Annotated in this window: 14 protein-coding genes; 7 read left to right on the top strand and 7 right to left on the bottom strand. The window is 39.2% G+C overall.

Annotated elements, in window-relative coordinates:
* Positions 1-11: 11 nt before the first annotated feature.
* Positions 12-1,841, bottom strand: coding sequence for a T9SS type B sorting domain-containing protein (locus T8I65_RS03165; protein WP_322302005.1), 1,830 nt, complete (start codon positions 1,839-1,841; stop codon positions 12-14).
* A 153-nt stretch (positions 1,842-1,994) separates the two neighbouring features.
* Between T8I65_RS03165 and folE the strand changes: the two genes are divergently transcribed.
* The 6 genes from folE to T8I65_RS03135 all read left to right on the top strand — a co-directional run bounded on the left by folE (position 1,995) and on the right by T8I65_RS03135 (position 6,169).
* Complete coding sequence (gene folE / locus T8I65_RS03160) at positions 1,995-2,672, top strand: GTP cyclohydrolase I FolE (RefSeq protein ID WP_322302004.1); 678 nt, start codon at positions 1,995-1,997, stop codon at positions 2,670-2,672.
* Positions 2,673-2,690: 18 nt separating this feature from the next.
* Positions 2,691-4,178 carry a cysteine--tRNA ligase gene (gene cysS / locus T8I65_RS03155; protein ID WP_322302003.1) on the top strand — a complete coding sequence of 496 codons (1,488 nt, stop codon included), beginning with the start codon at positions 2,691-2,693 and terminating at the stop codon, positions 4,176-4,178.
* Between the two features lies 1 nt (position 4,179).
* Entirely contained in the window at positions 4,180-4,428 is a 249-nt protein-coding gene (yidD, locus tag T8I65_RS03150; protein WP_322302002.1) for a membrane protein insertion efficiency factor YidD, read from the top strand.
* Between the two features lie 44 nt (positions 4,429-4,472).
* Positions 4,473-5,285, top strand: a complete 813-nt coding sequence (gene lgt / locus T8I65_RS03145) for a prolipoprotein diacylglyceryl transferase (RefSeq protein ID WP_322302001.1) — start codon at positions 4,473-4,475, stop codon at positions 5,283-5,285.
* A gap of 3 nt (positions 5,286-5,288) precedes the next feature.
* Entirely contained in the window at positions 5,289-5,786 is a 498-nt protein-coding gene (locus T8I65_RS03140) for a DUF192 domain-containing protein (RefSeq protein WP_322302000.1), read from the top strand.
* 62 nt (positions 5,787-5,848) lie between these two features.
* Complete coding sequence (locus T8I65_RS03135; RefSeq protein WP_322301999.1) at positions 5,849-6,169, top strand: hypothetical protein; 321 nt, start codon at positions 5,849-5,851, stop codon at positions 6,167-6,169.
* Positions 6,170-6,605: 436 nt separating this feature from the next.
* Here the strand turns inward: T8I65_RS03135 and secDF are convergent, their stop codons facing one another.
* The 5 genes from secDF to asnB all read right to left on the bottom strand — a co-directional run bounded on the left by secDF (position 6,606) and on the right by asnB (position 15,633).
* Positions 6,606-9,608: a protein translocase subunit SecDF gene (gene secDF, locus T8I65_RS03130; protein WP_322301998.1), complete on the bottom strand. Its 3,003-nt coding sequence runs from the start codon at positions 9,606-9,608 to the stop codon at positions 6,606-6,608.
* Positions 9,609-9,775: 167 nt separating this feature from the next.
* Entirely contained in the window at positions 9,776-10,702 is a 927-nt protein-coding gene (mdh, locus tag T8I65_RS03125) for a malate dehydrogenase (RefSeq protein WP_322301997.1), read from the bottom strand.
* A 94-nt stretch (positions 10,703-10,796) separates the two neighbouring features.
* Complete coding sequence (locus T8I65_RS03120; protein ID WP_322301996.1) at positions 10,797-11,780, bottom strand: DUF6588 family protein; 984 nt, start codon at positions 11,778-11,780, stop codon at positions 10,797-10,799.
* A gap of 124 nt (positions 11,781-11,904) precedes the next feature.
* Positions 11,905-13,845, bottom strand: coding sequence for a DNA topoisomerase (ATP-hydrolyzing) subunit B (gyrB, locus tag T8I65_RS03115; protein ID WP_322301995.1), 1,941 nt, complete (start codon positions 13,843-13,845; stop codon positions 11,905-11,907).
* Positions 13,846-14,028: 183 nt separating this feature from the next.
* A complete protein-coding gene (gene asnB, locus T8I65_RS03110; protein WP_322301994.1) occupies positions 14,029-15,633 on the bottom strand; it encodes an asparagine synthase B in 1,605 nt (534 codons plus the stop codon).
* Between the two features lie 258 nt (positions 15,634-15,891).
* Here asnB and T8I65_RS03105 point away from each other — a divergent pair, with 258 nt between their 5' ends.
* The gene (locus tag T8I65_RS03105) at positions 15,892-16,470 is read left to right on the top strand and encodes a DUF2911 domain-containing protein (RefSeq protein ID WP_322301993.1); all 579 of its coding nucleotides are present in this window, start codon (positions 15,892-15,894) and stop codon (positions 16,468-16,470) included.
* 51 nt (positions 16,471-16,521) lie between these two features.
* On the opposite strand, the gene T8I65_RS03100 is transcribed toward T8I65_RS03105, so the two are convergent.
* Positions 16,522-17,154 (bottom strand): 7-carboxy-7-deazaguanine synthase QueE, encoded by a 633-nt coding sequence (locus tag T8I65_RS03100; RefSeq protein WP_322301992.1) that lies wholly within the window; start codon positions 17,152-17,154, stop codon positions 16,522-16,524.
* Positions 17,155-17,234 lie beyond the last annotated feature (80 nt).

The raw sequence follows: 17,234 nt of genomic DNA, 5'->3' as shown, positions 1-17,234 counted from the left end.
AGCTCTTTTTTTTATCTAATAAGACTGAAATTAGCCATAAACTCTTCCCGGTCTCTGTCACTAGTACTGAAAATTACTTTGAACCAATAGTCAGTTTCCGGCAGTGGCCTACCGTTAGTTGTGCCATCCCAGGAAAAATCTTCTCCAGATTTGAGCTCTATTATAGATTTTCCATAGCGATCAAAGATCATCACTTCGTGGATCTCTATGTTCTGATCTGTTATTAATTGCCATTCATCATTGAATCCGTCGCCGTTTGGAGTAAAAAATCGTGGATAACCAACCAGAAAAAATGAAGCGCTTTTGGTTTCTGCGCAGCCATTCGATTCTCGAACATATGCTACGTGATTTCCAGGTCGCACGTCTTTGAATCTTGGCGAACTTCTCCAGTCTCCTCCGTCTAAACGATATTCGTAAGATGCAAATTCCTGTCCGATACCCCCAATTGCTTCAAGGTTGATCACATATCCATCTCCAAAATCTGATCCTGAAATGTTTACTTCAAGAGTTTCAGGTCGGGAAACTGGCTGAATGGTTGTAGAATACGACTGAAAACAACCGGATTCATCATGAATGATATTCTGCTCCAGTATGCTATTGCCAGGTAACTCACTTAAAGTATAGCGAGCTTCTGTACTAACAATATTTCCATCCAGGATCCATTCATATTGATAACCTTCACCAAGATCTTCCCCCACGATGGAACTACCGATGGCAGCCCCAGAGAGATTGACACACAAGACAGTTTCTTCAGCTAAAGAATATTCAGGGAAATCAAAAATAGTCAGGTTAAACGATTCAATTTCAGATAGACATCCAGACACATTATGCATTACCCGAGCAAATACCTGTTTCCCTTCCTCAAACGGAAAGTTTCGAGGATTTGAAATTGCATCATTTTCGCCTGCAGCCTCGGAACTTTCGTAGAAATTTACTGTAAAAGCAGAAACTTCAAGATCATCGCCCAGTAACTGTGAGTTTCTCAATGTTAGGTCTATAGTGTCACCCGAATCACATTTAGCCAGATCTTCCGCAGGAAGAATTTCAGGAATATCATAAAAGGAAATATTGATCTCATCCTCTTCAGTTTTATCTTCCAGAACATCAGTAACAATCAGCTTATAATCTCCTTCTTCGGTAACCAATAAGGTTGGTCCGGTTTCGTTAGTAAGTTCAACATAATTCATCGTCGATTCATCAAATTTGAACCATTGGTATTCTGCATCCTCATCTGAAGTTCCATCGAGCAAATATTCATCTTCTCCGCAAACTGCAATATCTTCACCAAGATCGAATTCAAGAATAGAACAATCTGTTGAACCTTCTCCAGAATTTGTTTGCTCCAGACTTATAAAACCCGGCACCTGTTCAAAATTAGTGATAACCACGACATATATCTCATTCTCCCTGGCATTGGGAATGGTCATAGTTTCTATTGAATCTGGCAAATAACTACAATCCACCTGATTCATTGCACTTAGGTTTGCTGCACTACAATAATCCTCGCCTCTTTGAAATGGTCCCCAAACTACAAAATCCACATCCAGAGGCACACCCCTTCCATCCTCTCTACTATTCTGACTTATTCTGAATCTTAAATTTCCATTGTCCTCTACCTGAAGGAAGAACCACGCAGGATATGGCTGTTCTTCCAGACAACTATAGTCGGGACCAAATTCCCCTGAAATTTGGCTGCTGTTGGTAGAATTTGAATTAGGGAAAGTAAGGCGTTGGTCTCCTGCGCAGAAAGGTTCAATATTCGAACAAATTGACCCCTGAGCAAAGGCCGAAAAACCCGCAATAATAAAAAGAAAAATAAATAACTGAAATCTGATGTTCATACCTTCGGGCTGCCTCAACCAAACTAGTGCAAAATATGAAAATATAAGCAAACAATCTCCCGCCTTCATTTGATTTTGCAGATTCTGTAAACCTTATAAATTATGTATCTTTGCAAGCCAAAACAGTTTTGACCGACTATTATTGCAAAACGCATGAAAGTAGATAAAATTTTGAACGATATAGATGAAATGGGTGATGCACACGCTGGTAGCAGCGCTGTAAACCCCCTTAGAGATGACGCCTTCGAAGTTAGTGACGATGAAAAGATCGAACTTATCAAGAAGGATGTAAGAAATATACTTGACACTCTTGGTCTGGACCTTGAAGATGACAGCATTAAAGGGACTCCGCAGCGGGTTGCCAAAATGTTTGTTAACGAAATATTTTCAGGGCTACATCCTAAGCGCAAACCCAAAGCTTCAGTTTTTGAAAATAAGTACAAATATGGAGAAATGCTTGTGGAGAAAAATATCACCGTTTATTCTACTTGCGAACATCATCTTCTACCCATCGTAGGAAAAGCACATGTGGCCTATATATCGAACGGTACAGTCATAGGCCTATCTAAGATGAACAGAATCGTGGATTATTACGCGAAAAGACCACAGGTTCAGGAAAGAATGACCATGCAGATTGTTCAGGAATTGCAGAATGCTCTTGGAACACCAGATGTTGCATGTGTCATTGATGCAAAACATTTATGCGTGAATAGCCGAGGAATTCGTGATATCGAAAGTAGCACCGTTACCAGTGAGTTCGGTGGAGCTTTCAAAGAAAAAGAGGTTCGCAGGGAATTTCTTGACTACATTAAACTAGACACTTCTTTCTAAGAATTAAAATTTTTCTTCATGGCGCTATACCAGGAACAAGGACTTAAGTTTTACAACTCTATGAGCGGTGAAAAAGAGATTTTCACACCAATAAACGAAGGTAATGTTGGAATGTATGTTTGTGGACCTACTGTTTACAGCAATGTACATTTAGGAAACTGCAGAACTTTTATCTCCTTTGATCTTGTTTTCAGGTATTTGAAGCATCTTGGTTACAAAGTTAGGTATGTAAGAAATATTACCGATGCCGGGCACTTAGAAAATGAAGCGGATAGTACCGGAGAGGATCGCATCGCGAAAAAAGCCAGACTGGAACAAATTGAACCTATGGAAGTGGTCCAGAAGTATACTGTCGATTTCCACAATATTCTTCAGAAATTCAATAACCTGCCTCCTAGTATCGAACCTACTGCAACAGGTCATATTGTGGAGCAGATAGAAATCATCAAAACAATACTTGACAAGGGTTATGCTTACGAAGCAAACGGATCTGTTTATTTTGATGTTATCAAGTTTAATGAAGATCATCAATACGGGAAATTGAGCGGTAGAGCGATCGAAGATATGATTGCAAACACACGTGAACTTGCCGCGCAAAGTGACAAACGCAGTCCTCAGGATTTCGCATTGTGGAAAAAAGCTGAACCACAACATATCATGCGATGGCCTTCACCATGGAGCGATGGTTTTCCTGGATGGCATCTGGAATGCACTGTCATGAGTACCAAGTACCTTGGAGAAGAATTTGATATTCATGGTGGCGGTATGGATTTAAAATTTCCACATCATGAATGTGAGATCGCTCAGGGAGAAGCTGCCAGCGGTAAGTCTCCGGTAAATTACTGGCTACACGCCAATATGCTGACCCTTAACGGGAAGAAAATGGCAAAAAGCACGGGTAATTTTATTCTACCAGAACAAATTTTTAGTGGAAATAACGATGTGCTTAAAAAAGCGTTCAGCCCTAATGTGGTTCGATTTTTTATTCTTCAGGCTCATTATCGCAGCATCCTCGATTTTAGTAGTGATGCACTTATGGGTAGTGAAAAAGGTTTCAATAGGCTGATGGATGCATATAACAGTCTTGATGAAATTCAAACTTCAGATAAAACTGATTTTGATCTTTCATCGTGGAAACAATCCTGCTATGATGCTATGAATGATGACTTCAATAGTCCGATCGTCATCGCTAAACTCTTTGATGTAGTTAAGATCATCAATAATATTAAGGAAGGTTCTGTAAGTATTACTTCGGAAGACAGGAAGGAATTGAAGGACACAATGAAGGCCTTTATGTTTGATATTCTAGGCTTAAGCGAAATGAATTCTGAAGCTGAAACAGATGGCGATAAGCTGAGTGGCACGATCGAATTACTGATCCAACTGAGAGCTGAAGCACGCGCAAATAAGAATTTTGCCTTGAGCGACCAGATCAGGGATCAGTTATTGGAGATGGGTATTCAGCTGAAGGATGGAAAAGAAGGAACAACATTTAGTTTAAATTAAAATGTTACGCGAAGCTTTGTCTGCATTTTTGATCGCACTGGTCAGATTCTACAAGGCTGTCATTTCTCCACTTACTCCGGCTACCTGTAGATACACACCTTCATGTTCGAGCTATGCTGTTAAAGCCATAGAAGTTCACGGACCAGTATATGGAGGTTGGTTAGCTATTAAAAGAATCTTTAGCTGCAATCCATGGGGTGGTCATGGTTATGATCCCGTACCGCCAAAATCGGACTCGAAAGAAGGTTAAGAATCTTCAAATATGTATATTTACCGCTATTCAAATTAATCTCTATGTTACTTAATGCTATACACTGGAATCCATCAGAAGGATTGGATCTAGGCTTTTTCAATCTGCACTACTATAGTGTAATGTTTATCATCGCGTTTACTCTTGGCTGGTACATCATGAAAAAGATCTATGTACGTGAAGGAATAGACATAGAGAAACTGGATTCCTTATTTATCTATACAGTATTAGCAACTTTAATAGGTGCCAGATTAGGACATGTTTTGTTCTACGACTGGGAGTATTTTCAAAATAACCCGCTGGAAATTTTCTTGCCGGTAAGATTTGAACCAGAATTTCAATTTACAGGATTTAGAGGACTTGCGAGTCATGGAGCTGCCATAGGAATTATAGTGGCCATGTATCTATATGCTAAAAGAGTACTTCAGAAACCAGTTTTATGGATCCTGGACAGGATCGTAATTCCGGTGGCCAGTGGAGCTATCTTTGTTAGAATTGGAAACTTTATCAATTCTGAAATTATAGGAAAACCAACCGGTACAGATTACGGAGTCGTATTTGAAAAATTAGGCGAGGATTTCGCGAGACATCCTGCCCAACTTTATGAATCTGGCTGTTACTTGCTTATATTTCTACTTCTCTGGTTCATTTACTGGAAAACTGAAAAGCGATTAAAGCTAGGTTACATTTTCGGACTCTTCCTGGTATTACTATGGACGGTAAGATTCTTTGTAGAGTTCGTTAAAGAACCGCAAGTAGGTGAACGCGCAAACTGGCTATTAAATACAGGGCAATGGTTAAGTATTCCATTCGTAATCGCGGGGCTTTACTTTATGTATCGTCCAGTCAAGAAATAGATCATGGAAAAAGGCTTCTTTCGTATTGGAATACTAGTTATGGCACTTGGCTTTAGTTTTGTTTCCTGCGATCATTCTACGGAAAAAGAAGAATCTATTGAAACCGATCCTATAGTATTTAATAAGGAAGCGGAAGTGTACTTAATTCATTCTAATGGTGACACGCTCCGAAAGATTGATGTAGAACTTGCAGAAACTGATTATGAAAAGCAAAAGGGACTGATGCACCGTGAAAGCCTGGGAAACGACCAGGGAATGTTATTTGTATATGATAGCGAGCGTATAAGGAACTTCTATATGAAAAACACTTATATACCTCTGGACATTCTCTATTACAACAAAGACAGTACTCTAGTGAGTATACAAAAGAACGCGACTCCGCGTGATGAAACTAATTTACCTTCAGATGGACCAGCACAATTTGTTCTAGAGATCAATGCCGGTCTTGCCGATGAGTGGGGAGTTACTTCACAAAGTACGTTTAGTGTAGTTAGAGACTAGTGATTTCTAATATTTATTCATTGCTTCTGAGCAGTGACGCGTAACGAAAGAATTTCTCTAAAATGGATGCGTCTTCAAATACGAATTCTGGAGTGAATGACAGAAAAGCAATCAAATTGATCTTTTTAATTGTAATCAGTTCAATAATTGTTCTAATCATAGTATCACTTGCCGAAGTCCTAGGGAACAATATAAACCTTGACAATCCTTTAATCGACCAAGAATTAAAGGCAGAATTTAACGCTCCTATTCTCAAAAATGTACTGACCAATATTTCAGGTTTGATAGTGGTGTTGCTTCTTTACTCCTTCAAATGTAAAAGACTAGCCATCATTGTGGGTATTATGACTATTGTCATAAATTTTCTAATTGACTATACCTGAAAAATTTTATCGCTGAAAAGGAAGGCAAACTACCACCTTGAATAGAAGGTAGCAACCAGCTTTAAAGAATGCAACTAATCTAACTTTACGAATTATTACAAAGTCAACAGATAAGCTTCTCCCAAAATCTTCGTAAGTGATGTTGGTATTCATACATTTCCAGCAAAATCAGAATAGTACGCTCCGTTCGCAATGAAGGCATAAAACGTTATTAGAAGGATATTCAAAACTATCGGCTACCTTATAACGTAGTCAAAATCTCAATTCTCCTTAGCGATTCAGAAGAAAGTTTGAAGCTCGCCTTCAGAAGTGATTCTAGACTAAAAAAATTCAGTAATGATTCAGCAATGATCTAGCATAAAAAAATTCAGCAATGAATCAGCATAAAAAAAGGCTTCCACATTGGAAGCCTTTTTCGATATATATTCGGTTAGTTCTAAACTGTAGTAGCTTCTTCAGTAACCGGTTCTTTCTTAGATTCTAAAGAGGCTTTCTTTTTTACACTATCAAACATTACCGGAGTAGCTATAAATAGCGAAGAATAAGTACCTACGATTACACCAATAATCAATGCGAACATAAATCCTCTAATACTTTCCCCTCCAAAAATAAAGATAGCAAGAAGCACTACCAAGGTAGTAAGGGAGGTGTTTAAGGTTCTACTCAAAGTACTGTTAAGCGCTGCATTTACCGTCTTTCCTAATGGCCATGTAGAATGCTCGTTCACGAATTCACGAATTCTATCGAACACAACCACCGTATCATTCAGAGAGTAACCAATAACCGTCAAGATCGCCGCTATAAACGCCTGATCTATTTCCATGTTAAATGGCATCACCTTGTATAGTAAAGAGAAGATACCCAATACTACCAACACATCGTGGAATACCGCAGCCACAGCTCCTAAACTAAATTGCCATTTTCTAAAACGCAATAAAATATAAAGGAATACCACGATTAACGATCCTAATACTGCCCAGAATGAAGCGTTCTTAATATCATCTGCAATGGTAGCCCCTACTTTCATAGACTGCATAACACCAACTTGCTTATCATCAGCTCCATCAACAAATTCTTCATAGGAAATGTCAGCTGGAAGGTATGATCCAAGTGCATCAAACAAAGATCTCTGAATCTCTTCATCAACCTGAGCACCTTCTTCGTCAACCTTATACTTGGTGGTGATCTTTAATTGATTATCCGGACCAAAAGTTTTAGCTTCTGCACTTCCAAATACTTCAGTAAGATCCTTCTCTACGGCAGTTGGATTTACATCATCAGCAAATCTTACTGTATAAGTTCTACCTCCAACAAAATCTACACCTTCGTTAAGTCCCTGTGTTAGTAAAGAACCTAAACTGAGAACAATAAATATTCCTGAAACGATATATGCGATCTTTCTTTTCTTAAGAAAGTCGATATTCATGTTAGTAAACAAATTCTTAGTTATAGAAGTTGAGAAATCTAAAGACTTCCCTCTGGTTCCATATCCGTCAATAAATAATCTGGTAATAAAGATTGCTGTAAATAAAGAAGTAGCAATACCAATTAATAAGGTTGTAGCAAAACCTTTAATAGGACCTGTTCCTAATAAGAATAGGATAAGACCGGTTAAACCTGTAGTAATATTGGCATCCAGAATAGAAGACAATGCATTCTTAAATCCATCTGCTATTGCTTCTTTCTGAGCCTTACCTTTGGCAAGTTCTTCCTTGATACGCTCAAAAATAAGTACGTTCGCATCTACAGACATACCTATGGTCAATACGATACCGGCAATTCCAGGTAGTGTTAATACTGCTCCAAGACCTGCAAGTATACCAAAGATGAACAAGATGTTCACGATCAAAGCGATATCTGCATAAACTCCCGCTTTACCGTAGTAAAGGATCATCCATAATAATACCAGAATAAGTGCGATACCAAATGACATGATACCACTATCGATAGCTTCCTGACCAAGAGATGGTCCTACAACTTCACTTTGAATAATATCTGCTGAAGCTGGAAGTTTACCTGCTCTAAGTACGTTCGCTAAATCCTGCCCTTCAGTAATTGTGAAATCACCAGTAATTTCACTTCTACCTCCAGCAATAGCTCCGGTAGAAACACCTGGTGCAGAATATACGATGTTATCAAGAACGATCGCGATCTGGCTTTGTTCCGCAGAAGCTTTTCCTGTCATGGTTTCCCAGATCTTAGCTCCGGTTCCATCCATTTGCATACTCACCGCAATACGACCTAACTGATCGTAAGTTTGTTGTGCATCTGTAATCACACCTCCACTAAGTGGTGGCTCCATGTTACGGTTACCTTTTAATGCATATAATGCAGCAGTCTCTGTGTCTTCATCTGCAACACCCCATACAAATTTAGCATAACGCATTTCTGAAGGAAGTAAGGATCTTACTTGAGGCATTTGAAGGTAATCCATTACCTGCGCAGTATCCTGAACATTGAAGTTTGCAAGAACCGGCCCGCCTTGAAAACCTGGAGAAGCCATTAGGTCAAACAACGGATTGTTTCCAGTTTCAACACTTGTACTGTCTTCAGCATCGGCAAGTAGATCATCGATCTCATTGTCACCTGAAGTTGCTGCTGAATCTATTTCTTCTTCGGAAGTAACTTCCTCAGACTTTTTCATTTCAGCAAGACGATTGTTCGCCTGAACCAGGAACCCACCTAGCTCGTTGCTTTTGTAAGTATGCCAGAATTCAAGTTGTGCAGTAGACTGAAGTAAATTCTTCACCCTGCTGATATCTTTAGCACCTGGCAATTCAACAAGAATTCTTCCTGAATTCCCTAAACGCTGAATGTTTGGCTGAGTTACACCAAACTTATCGATACGCTTTCTAAGTACTTCAAAAGCCGACGTAATAGATTCGTCAATTTTCTGTCTGATAATTGGTTCAACTTCTTCATTGCTCATGTTGAAGTTGATCTCACTACTTAATGCTTTGTTAGCAAATACATCTGGAGATGCAAGCTTAGCATTAGGAATGTTATTGAAAGCCTCGAAGAAAAGATCTACATAGTTCTCCTGGCTGTCGGTTTGAGCTTTATCTGCTTCAGCGATCGCCTTTCTAAAAGTCGGATCCTGAGAATCATTCGCCAATCCGCTTAAAATATCTCTAACTGAAATTTGAAGAATTACGTTGATACCACCTTTAAGGTCCAATCCTTTGTTCAGTTCTTTGTCTTTTGCTGAGTCGTAAGTGATCCCGGCGATAATTTCATTATCTCCAATAGAATCAAGATACCTTGCTTCTGCCTGGTCACGAAGTTCTGAGTAGTTTTCTACATCCTCGCCAACCTTCTGCATGGCAAATTCCTCCGCATCACTCTCAACGTTGTTTGTCAAAAAAGTAAATGACAACTGATATAGACATACCAGCCCAAACAAAATTGCAAAAACTTTAATCAGTCCTTTATTCTGCATTATTCCTCAAATTATTGATTATTAGGTCTATTTTAAAAACGGACAAATATAGGACTTCATAATTCAAATCCCAATATTTTTTTTTGGATAATTTTAACTTTTAAAAGCATCAAAAAAGCCACATAGAATGTGGCTTTAGAGTAAAGTCGGGAAAGTTTAATATAGACTTAAACGTCTAGCAATCCGTTGGTCTTTTTTACACCTTCGGCACTTTCTTTCATTTTGTTTTTCTCAGCATCGTTCAGCTCGATCTCAACGATTTTTTCAATACCGTTCTTACCTAAAATAACAGGCACTCCAATACAAAGATCATTTAATCCAAACTCACCTTCCAGTAAAGCCGAACACGGGAACATTTTTTTCTGGTCACAAGCAATCGCCTGTACAAGACCAGAAACTGCTGCTCCAGGCGCATACCATGCGCTGGTTCCAAGAAGTTTAGTTAAGGTAGCTCCACCAACCTTTGTATCTTCTGAAACCTGATCAAGACGATCTGTATTTAGAAACGCCGATACAGGTACAGAATTTCTTGTAGCCAAACGAGTTAACGGCACCATTCCAGTATCACTATGTCCGCCAATCACCATACCATCAACATCTGATGGTGGGCATTCAAGAGCCTCACTTAATCTGAATTTAAAGCGAGCGCTGTCTAATGCTCCCCCCATTCCAATAATTTTATTTTTAGGTAGTCCCGTAGTTTTATGAACCAGGTAAGTCATGGTATCCATTGGATTACTAACCACGATTAGAGTTACATCTGGAGAATGTTTAATCAAATTCGCAGATACTTCTTTTACAATTCCTGCATTGATCCCGATCAACTCTTCTCTTGTCATTCCCGGCTTACGAGGAATACCACTGGTAATTACCGCGATATCACTGTTTGCTGTCTTAGAATAATCATTTGTGCTGCCACTAATCTTGGTATCGAAACCGTTTAGTGTCGCCGTTTGCATTAGATCCATTGCTTTTCCCTCAGCGTATCCCTCTTTGATATCAAGCAATACTACTTCTGAAGCGAAATTTTTTATGGCTACGTATTCTGCACAACTGGCACCAACTGCACCTGCTCCTACTATGGTAACTTTCATGTTAAAATTATATTTAATTTCTATTAATAATGACTGCGAAATTACGAATTACGAAGCAGTTTTAATAATAAGGAATGGTTAAATCAAGTATTGCCTAGAGGATGAAGTGCAAGCCAACATTAAGATTTACATACTTTCCAGCAGTAGCCATAGCACTAACTTTAAAACTGTTGAAGTATAAATTGAATCCTATATCTCCTTTGAACTGAGCTTGTGAATCATTGAGTCTGGAAATCTCATCATTCACCAGATTTAAAGCTAATCCACTACCCCCGAATTCATATTCGAAGTCTGATTGTGCAATACCAAGCGCACCAAATATTTCAAAGTTTTCGTATTTTTTTGAAGCCATGACCTCAGCCATCCATACCCCTGAACTTACATCGATCAAATTCAGATTAAGTAGATTAGGCACAGAAATTTGCTCAAACTCATATTTCACATCAAAAATATCATAGGCAACTATAGCTGCCACTTCTAGATCATCATCTCTGGTTCTTCTTCTACCAAAATACTGACTCAAATTATGCTTTAAACCAACTCCATAAGTGCTGAATTCAGATCCACTCACCTCTAACGCTGGCAAAGCTCTTACTCCTAATTGAAAACCTAAAGGCAATCCAACAGAAACCTGTGCGAATGGATACATCAAAGCTCCGGTGTCTATCCCCTCAATCGCCTGAAACGCAAATTCCTGACCAAGAAAGTTCCCATTAAACATCACATCTGAATCACTACCAAAGGCAGTTGGCACAACCGCACCATTACCACCGCCGGCGATAGTCAAATTCGAAAAATCATTATTATTTATAGTAAATTCTTTCTTACTTGAAGGAACGAAAAGAGCATTTGCATGCAAGGAAACGTCGACCTTCCATGGCTCCAAAGCTTTCGCAGAAGTAAACCAGCTGGCTGTTGCCTGATAAGCTGCACTCTCTGCTGCAGGAGTAGCGAATCCATCTGCAATAAACAAAAGATCATCAATAATCTCCTGACCTTCTGCAGGTACCGATTGAGCGTGTGCCATTCCGCCGTTAAAAACAGCTAGGAGTAGCATTATAATTTTAAAATTTTTCACGTTAATTGATTTAGGTTAAATTATAGGTGTTAAGGTTTGTAAAGATAGCAGTCCCATAAATATTAAACGAAAAAAACCCACACTTAGTTTTAGTGTGGGTTAAGATCATATTATTTAGTGAAAATTATGCATCGATATTCGCATATTTAGCATTCTTCTCGATAAACTCACGTCTTGGCGGAACTTCGTCTCCCATTAGCATAGAAAAAATCCTGTCGGCTTCTCCTCCATTATCGATATTCACCTGTCTTAATTTTCTGAATTCAGGATCCATTGTGGTATCCCAAAGCTGTTCAGCATTCATCTCTCCAAGACCTTTATATCTTTGGATCTGAACACCTCCGCTATAACTTTCTGCGATTTCATCACGTTCCTTCTCGCTCCACGCATAACGTTTCTTCTGCCCCTTTTTCACCAAATAAAGTGGCGGAGTAGCGATATAAATGTGACCACTCTCGATCAATTCGCGCATGTATCTAAAGAAGAAAGTGAGAATTAGCGTTTCAATATGGCTACCATCTACATCGGCATCACACATGATGACTACCTTATGATACCTCAGTTTTGAAAGGTTTAAAGCTTTACTATCTTCTTCGGTACCTATAGTTACCCCAAGTGCTGTATAAATATTCTTGATTTCCTCGTTCTCGAAAACACGATGAGACATCGCTTTTTCAACATTCAGAATTTTACCTCGCAATGGAAGGATCGCCTGAAATTTACGATCTCTACCTTGTTTGGCTGTTCCACCTGCCGAGTCTCCCTCAACCAGAAACACTTCACATTGTGCCGGATCCTGCTCGGAACAGTCAGATAATTTCCCAGGTAAACCGCCAACACTCATGACAGTTTTACGCTGAACCATTTCACGGGCTTTTTTCGCGGCATTTCTAGCCTGCGCTGCTAAGATTACTTTCTGAACGATGGTTTTAGCATCATTCGGATTCTCTTCCAGGTAGTTTTCCAGCATTTCAGAAACCGACTGAGATACTGCTGAAGTAACCTCACGGTTACCCAATTTTGTTTTAGTCTGACCTTCAAATTGAGGTTCAGCAACTTTTACAGAAATGATCGCGGTAAGTCCTTCACGAAAATCATCGCCGGTAATTTCAAATTTAATCTTATCCAACAGACCAGAAGCATCTGCATACTTCTTAAGTGTAGTTGTCAAACCACGTCTAAACCCGGAAAGGTGGGTTCCACCTTCATGAGTATTAATATTATTTACGTAGGAATGCAGATTCTCACTGAATGAAGTGTTGTAGATCATGGCAACCTCAACAGGAATATCATTCTTTTCACCTTCCATCGAAATTACATGACTGATAATTGGCTCACGATTGCCGTCCAGAAACTTTATAAATTCCTTCAGTCCTTCTTCAGAATGAAAATGATCCTGAACATACTCGCCATTGTCTTCTTTATTCCTCTTATCGGTAAGACTAATTTTAATTCCTTTGTTCAGAAATGCCAACTCTCGCATACGACTGGCCAAAGTATCATAATTATACTCCAGAGTTTGTTGAAAAATGCTAGGATCTGGCTTAAACGTAACGATCGTTCCACTTAAATCGGTTTCCCCTGTAGGCTTTACAGGATAAAGTGGCTTCCCAAGTTCGTATTCCTGCTGCCAGATCTGGCCATCACGATAAACGGTTGCCGTAAGATGCTCAGAAAGTGCATTCACACAACTTACTCCAACTCCGTGAAGTCCACCGGAAACTTTATAAGAATCTTTATCGAATTTACCACCGGCACCAATTTTGGTCATTACAACCTGCAGTGCAGAAACTCCTTCTTTTTTATGTAGATCAATAGGTATACCTCTACCATTATCTTCAGTAGTGATCGAGTTATCCTCGTTGATAGTAACTTTTATATTATCACAGTGACCGGCAAGGGCCTCATCTATGGAGTTATCAACAACCTCATAAACCAGGTGATGCAGTCCTCTAACCCCAGTATCTCCAATATACATGGAAGGCCGCATTCGAACATGCTCCATCCCCTCCAACGCCTGAATACTGTCGGCAGAATAATTATGTTTCTTAGCTTCTTCGCTCATATTATGCTAATTAATTTTGTCTCTTTTGGATAACGAACAAATATAACAATTCGCATACTTTTAACAGGTTGTAGACCTGCGATGAGGCTCGAAGTTATCAACAAATTATGTGGAAAAACCCGAAATGTTTAAGATTATTTTCACATTTCGGGTTTTGAGGAAAATCAAATATTTGAACGAATTTTACACAACTACTTTTTTCATTCCAGGAGCTACGTGAGTTTCATTGGCTCTTCCACTAGGATCAAGATCCTTCTGCCATTTTGGGATCCATCGTTTAACTGTTTTCGCTGCGGAATCCTGAGGAAAATGCTGCTGAAAGATCTCACGGTAGAAGTAAGCTTCTTTTGAAGTTGGCGTGTTTACCGGAAACCTAGTTGCCGCAGTTTCCATTTGAACGTCTGTCACCTGTTCTGAAGCATGATCAATTAGCTGATCGATCCAGTTGTAACCCACACCATCACTAAATTGTTCTTTTTGTCTCCATAATACTTCTTCTGGCAGGAAAGGTTCTTCAGGAGTATCGAATGCCTTTCTCAAAATAAATTTTTCAATACCATCATAAGTAACCGGCATTTTTTCTTCAGGAACTATTTCCATTGCGGTTTTCAAAAAAGCTTTATCCAGGAATGGCACTCTTGCTTCAAGACCGTGTGCCATCGTTGACTTATCTGCTCTCAGGCAATCTGCAGTAGCCAGACGCTGTACTCTTCTAATGGTTTCCTTCTGAAACTCTTCCGCAGAAGGAGCGTTCTTGAAATATAAGTATCCACCAAGGATCTCATCAGAGCCTTCTCCAGACAATACAACCTTAATCCCTTTTTCAGCAATTGCTTTAGAGAGAAAATACATTGGAGTGCTGGCGCGAATTGAAGTAACATCGTAAGTTTCAAGATGCCATACAAGCTTTTTAAGAATAGAGATACCTTCCTCTACAGTGAAATGAATTTCATGATGCTCGGTACCCAGAAAGTCTGCAACTTTTCTCGCAGCAATTAGATCTGGTGCTGCTTCATCCAAACCAATTGAAAAGGAATGCAATGTTTGACCACTATCTTTCATCAATCTGGCCGCGATAGAACTTGTTAGTGAAGAATCGAGTCCACCACTAAGCAATACTCCAAGAGGCACATCTGCCATCAATCTCTTTCTGGTCGCTTCGATCAAACTTTCACGTAGCTTTTGTAAGTCTGCAGGCTGCGTAGCAACTTCAGATTCAAACCACTCTGGAGAATAATATCTTACGAATCCGGTTTCTGGTGTATAATAATGTCCAGGAGGAAAAGCATGAAATTCAATACAGCTATCTGCAAGAGATTTCATTTCACTGGCAAACCATATGGTACCTGCTTCGTCCTTCCCATAATAAAGTGGCTTTACTCCAATTGGATCCCTGGCGACCATAAATTCATCACCATCAATGATCACAAATGAGAAGACGCCATCTAATTTGTCTACGAATTCAAGACCATACTTTTCATACAAATGCACGATTACTTCAGAATCTCCGGTAGTTCTGAAAGTATGATCCTTTAATTCGTTATTTCGAAGTGACATGTGGTTATAGATCTCTCCATTGTGTACCATCCAGGCAGATTCAGTTCCTTGTATAGGCTGAATACCTGTGGTGAGATCTACGATTGATAGGCGTTCGTGAGCTAACACATAACCTTTTTCAGTAATTTTCAGTCCGCTTTCATCAGGGCCTCTATGAGACATTCTTTTTGAAAGATCAGCGATCTTCTTCTTGTCAAGATCTTTTCCGATAACTGCTAAAATTCCACACATGACTTAATTTGTTTATTATTATGAGACAAATATGGACTGAAGCTATCTAAATGAAAACATAATGGCTAACAATAATAATATTTGAAAAGTTTAAACTAAAAATTACATACCAAATGGTAGTATACCATTATAAATTTCAAACTTTTCTTCCATTTGAAAACCTCAGCTAAAATTTTAACAGCATATTGGTGCTTCTTTAACAATTCACACCTCTATGCGTCTTATCTTTATACTAACTAAAATTCAAATATTAGAATTATGAAAAAATTGATCATAGGTGGTTTAAGTGCAATGTTTTTCTTCGTTGCAAGCCCTATTAACGCACAGGATGACGATAAGGTAAACTACTCAAAGGAAGAACTTAAATTTTCCAAAGTAGATGCCAGTCCAATGGATCTTGCGCTTTACAGAGACCAGGATGACGCCGCAGTGGCGAGGGTAATTTATAGCCGACCACAAAAAAGAAATCGTGAGATCTTCGGTAAACTGGTGCCTTATGGTGAGGTATGGAGAACCGGCGCAAATGAAGCAACTGAAGTTACTTTATATAAGGACATGAAAGTTGCAGACGCTACGGTAAAAGCTGGGAATTACACCTTATACACGATCCCAGGCGAAAAGGAATGGACTGTTATTCTTAACAGCAAAACCAATACATGGGGTTCTTATGAATACACAGATAAGGAAGATAAGGTAAGAATTAATGTGCCGGTAAGAAAGGCTCCTAATACCATCGAATCTCTATCTATGGCTTTCCAGGAAGCTAAGAACGGTGCAGACCTTCTGATTGGATGGGATAACAGCTATGTAAAAGTTCCATTCAAGAATGCTAACTAAAATTTAGTACGGCAGCTTATAATTGAAAAGACGCCCTATCGGGCGTTTTTTTTATGGTATGTTCAAATATTTATGGGTTTGTAGCGATACTTTCCACCGCGGATTCTCCATTACATAATCAACGATCATTGGGATCACTTTATCGCGGTTACTCCATTCTGGTTGTAAGTATAAGATACAGTTCTCACTGACTTTCGCTGCCTGCTCTTCAGCAAACTTCAGGTCATGTCTATTAAAAACAATAACCTTTAACTCATTGGCCAGAGGATAGATCTCCTCGGTTGGCAATTTGATTTTCTTTGGAGAAAGACATATCCAGTCCCAGGTACCCGTAAGTTTATAAGCTCCTGAAGTCTCAATATGAATATCACAACCTTGGTTTTTAAGATTTTGAGTTAGAGCTGTCATATCCCAGGTTAATGGTTCACCTCCCGTGATCACAATAGTTTTACTATGACGGGTAGCATTCTCGACGATTTCCCCAATATGCGTAGGCGGGTGCGTACTGGCATCCCAGCTTTCCTTCACATCGCACCAGTGACAACCTACATCACAACCACCAATCCTAATAAAATATGCAGCCGTTCCTTTGTGGAATCCCTCACCCTGGATCGTATAAAATTCTTCCATGAGTGGAAGCATTATTCCTTTATCAACCAGGCTCTTTGTCTCTTCTGAAATCATAGCCGGCAAAGATAATCATTATACTTCAGGATAAATAACCTTTGTTTTTTGAGTTTGCGATCGATCGATTTAATTCTAAG

Source organism: Christiangramia sp. OXR-203 (genome assembly GCF_034372165.1).
GTDB lineage: Bacteria > Bacteroidota > Bacteroidia > Flavobacteriales > Flavobacteriaceae > Christiangramia.
Note: the sequence above shows the minus strand (reverse complement) of the source record. Positions and strands in the feature narration are given on the sequence as shown.

What these genes read in the sequence shown, in the direction of transcription:
- T8I65_RS03165 (WP_322302005.1), bottom strand. Translation starts at nt 1,841, where the DNA reads ATGAACATCAGATTTCAGTTATTTATTTTTCTTTTTATTATTGCGGGT.
- gyrB (WP_322301995.1), bottom strand. Translation starts at nt 13,845, where the DNA reads ATGAGCGAAGAAGCTAAGAAACATAATTATTCTGCCGACAGTATTCAG.
- T8I65_RS03140 (WP_322302000.1), top strand. Translation starts at nt 5,289, where the DNA reads ATGGAAAAAGGCTTCTTTCGTATTGGAATACTAGTTATGGCACTTGGC.
- T8I65_RS03135 (WP_322301999.1), top strand. Translation starts at nt 5,849, where the DNA reads ATGGATGCGTCTTCAAATACGAATTCTGGAGTGAATGACAGAAAAGCA.
- folE (WP_322302004.1), top strand. Translation starts at nt 1,995, where the DNA reads ATGAAAGTAGATAAAATTTTGAACGATATAGATGAAATGGGTGATGCA.
- cysS (WP_322302003.1), top strand. Translation starts at nt 2,691, where the DNA reads ATGGCGCTATACCAGGAACAAGGACTTAAGTTTTACAACTCTATGAGC.
- secDF (WP_322301998.1), bottom strand. Translation starts at nt 9,608, where the DNA reads ATGCAGAATAAAGGACTGATTAAAGTTTTTGCAATTTTGTTTGGGCTG.
- asnB (WP_322301994.1), bottom strand. Translation starts at nt 15,633, where the DNA reads ATGTGTGGAATTTTAGCAGTTATCGGAAAAGATCTTGACAAGAAGAAG.
- lgt (WP_322302001.1), top strand. Translation starts at nt 4,473, where the DNA reads ATGTTACTTAATGCTATACACTGGAATCCATCAGAAGGATTGGATCTA.
- mdh (WP_322301997.1), bottom strand. Translation starts at nt 10,702, where the DNA reads ATGAAAGTTACCATAGTAGGAGCAGGTGCAGTTGGTGCCAGTTGTGCA.
- T8I65_RS03100 (WP_322301992.1), bottom strand. Translation starts at nt 17,154, where the DNA reads ATGATTTCAGAAGAGACAAAGAGCCTGGTTGATAAAGGAATAATGCTT.
- yidD (WP_322302002.1), top strand. Translation starts at nt 4,180, where the DNA reads ATGTTACGCGAAGCTTTGTCTGCATTTTTGATCGCACTGGTCAGATTC.
- T8I65_RS03105 (WP_322301993.1), top strand. Translation starts at nt 15,892, where the DNA reads ATGAAAAAATTGATCATAGGTGGTTTAAGTGCAATGTTTTTCTTCGTT.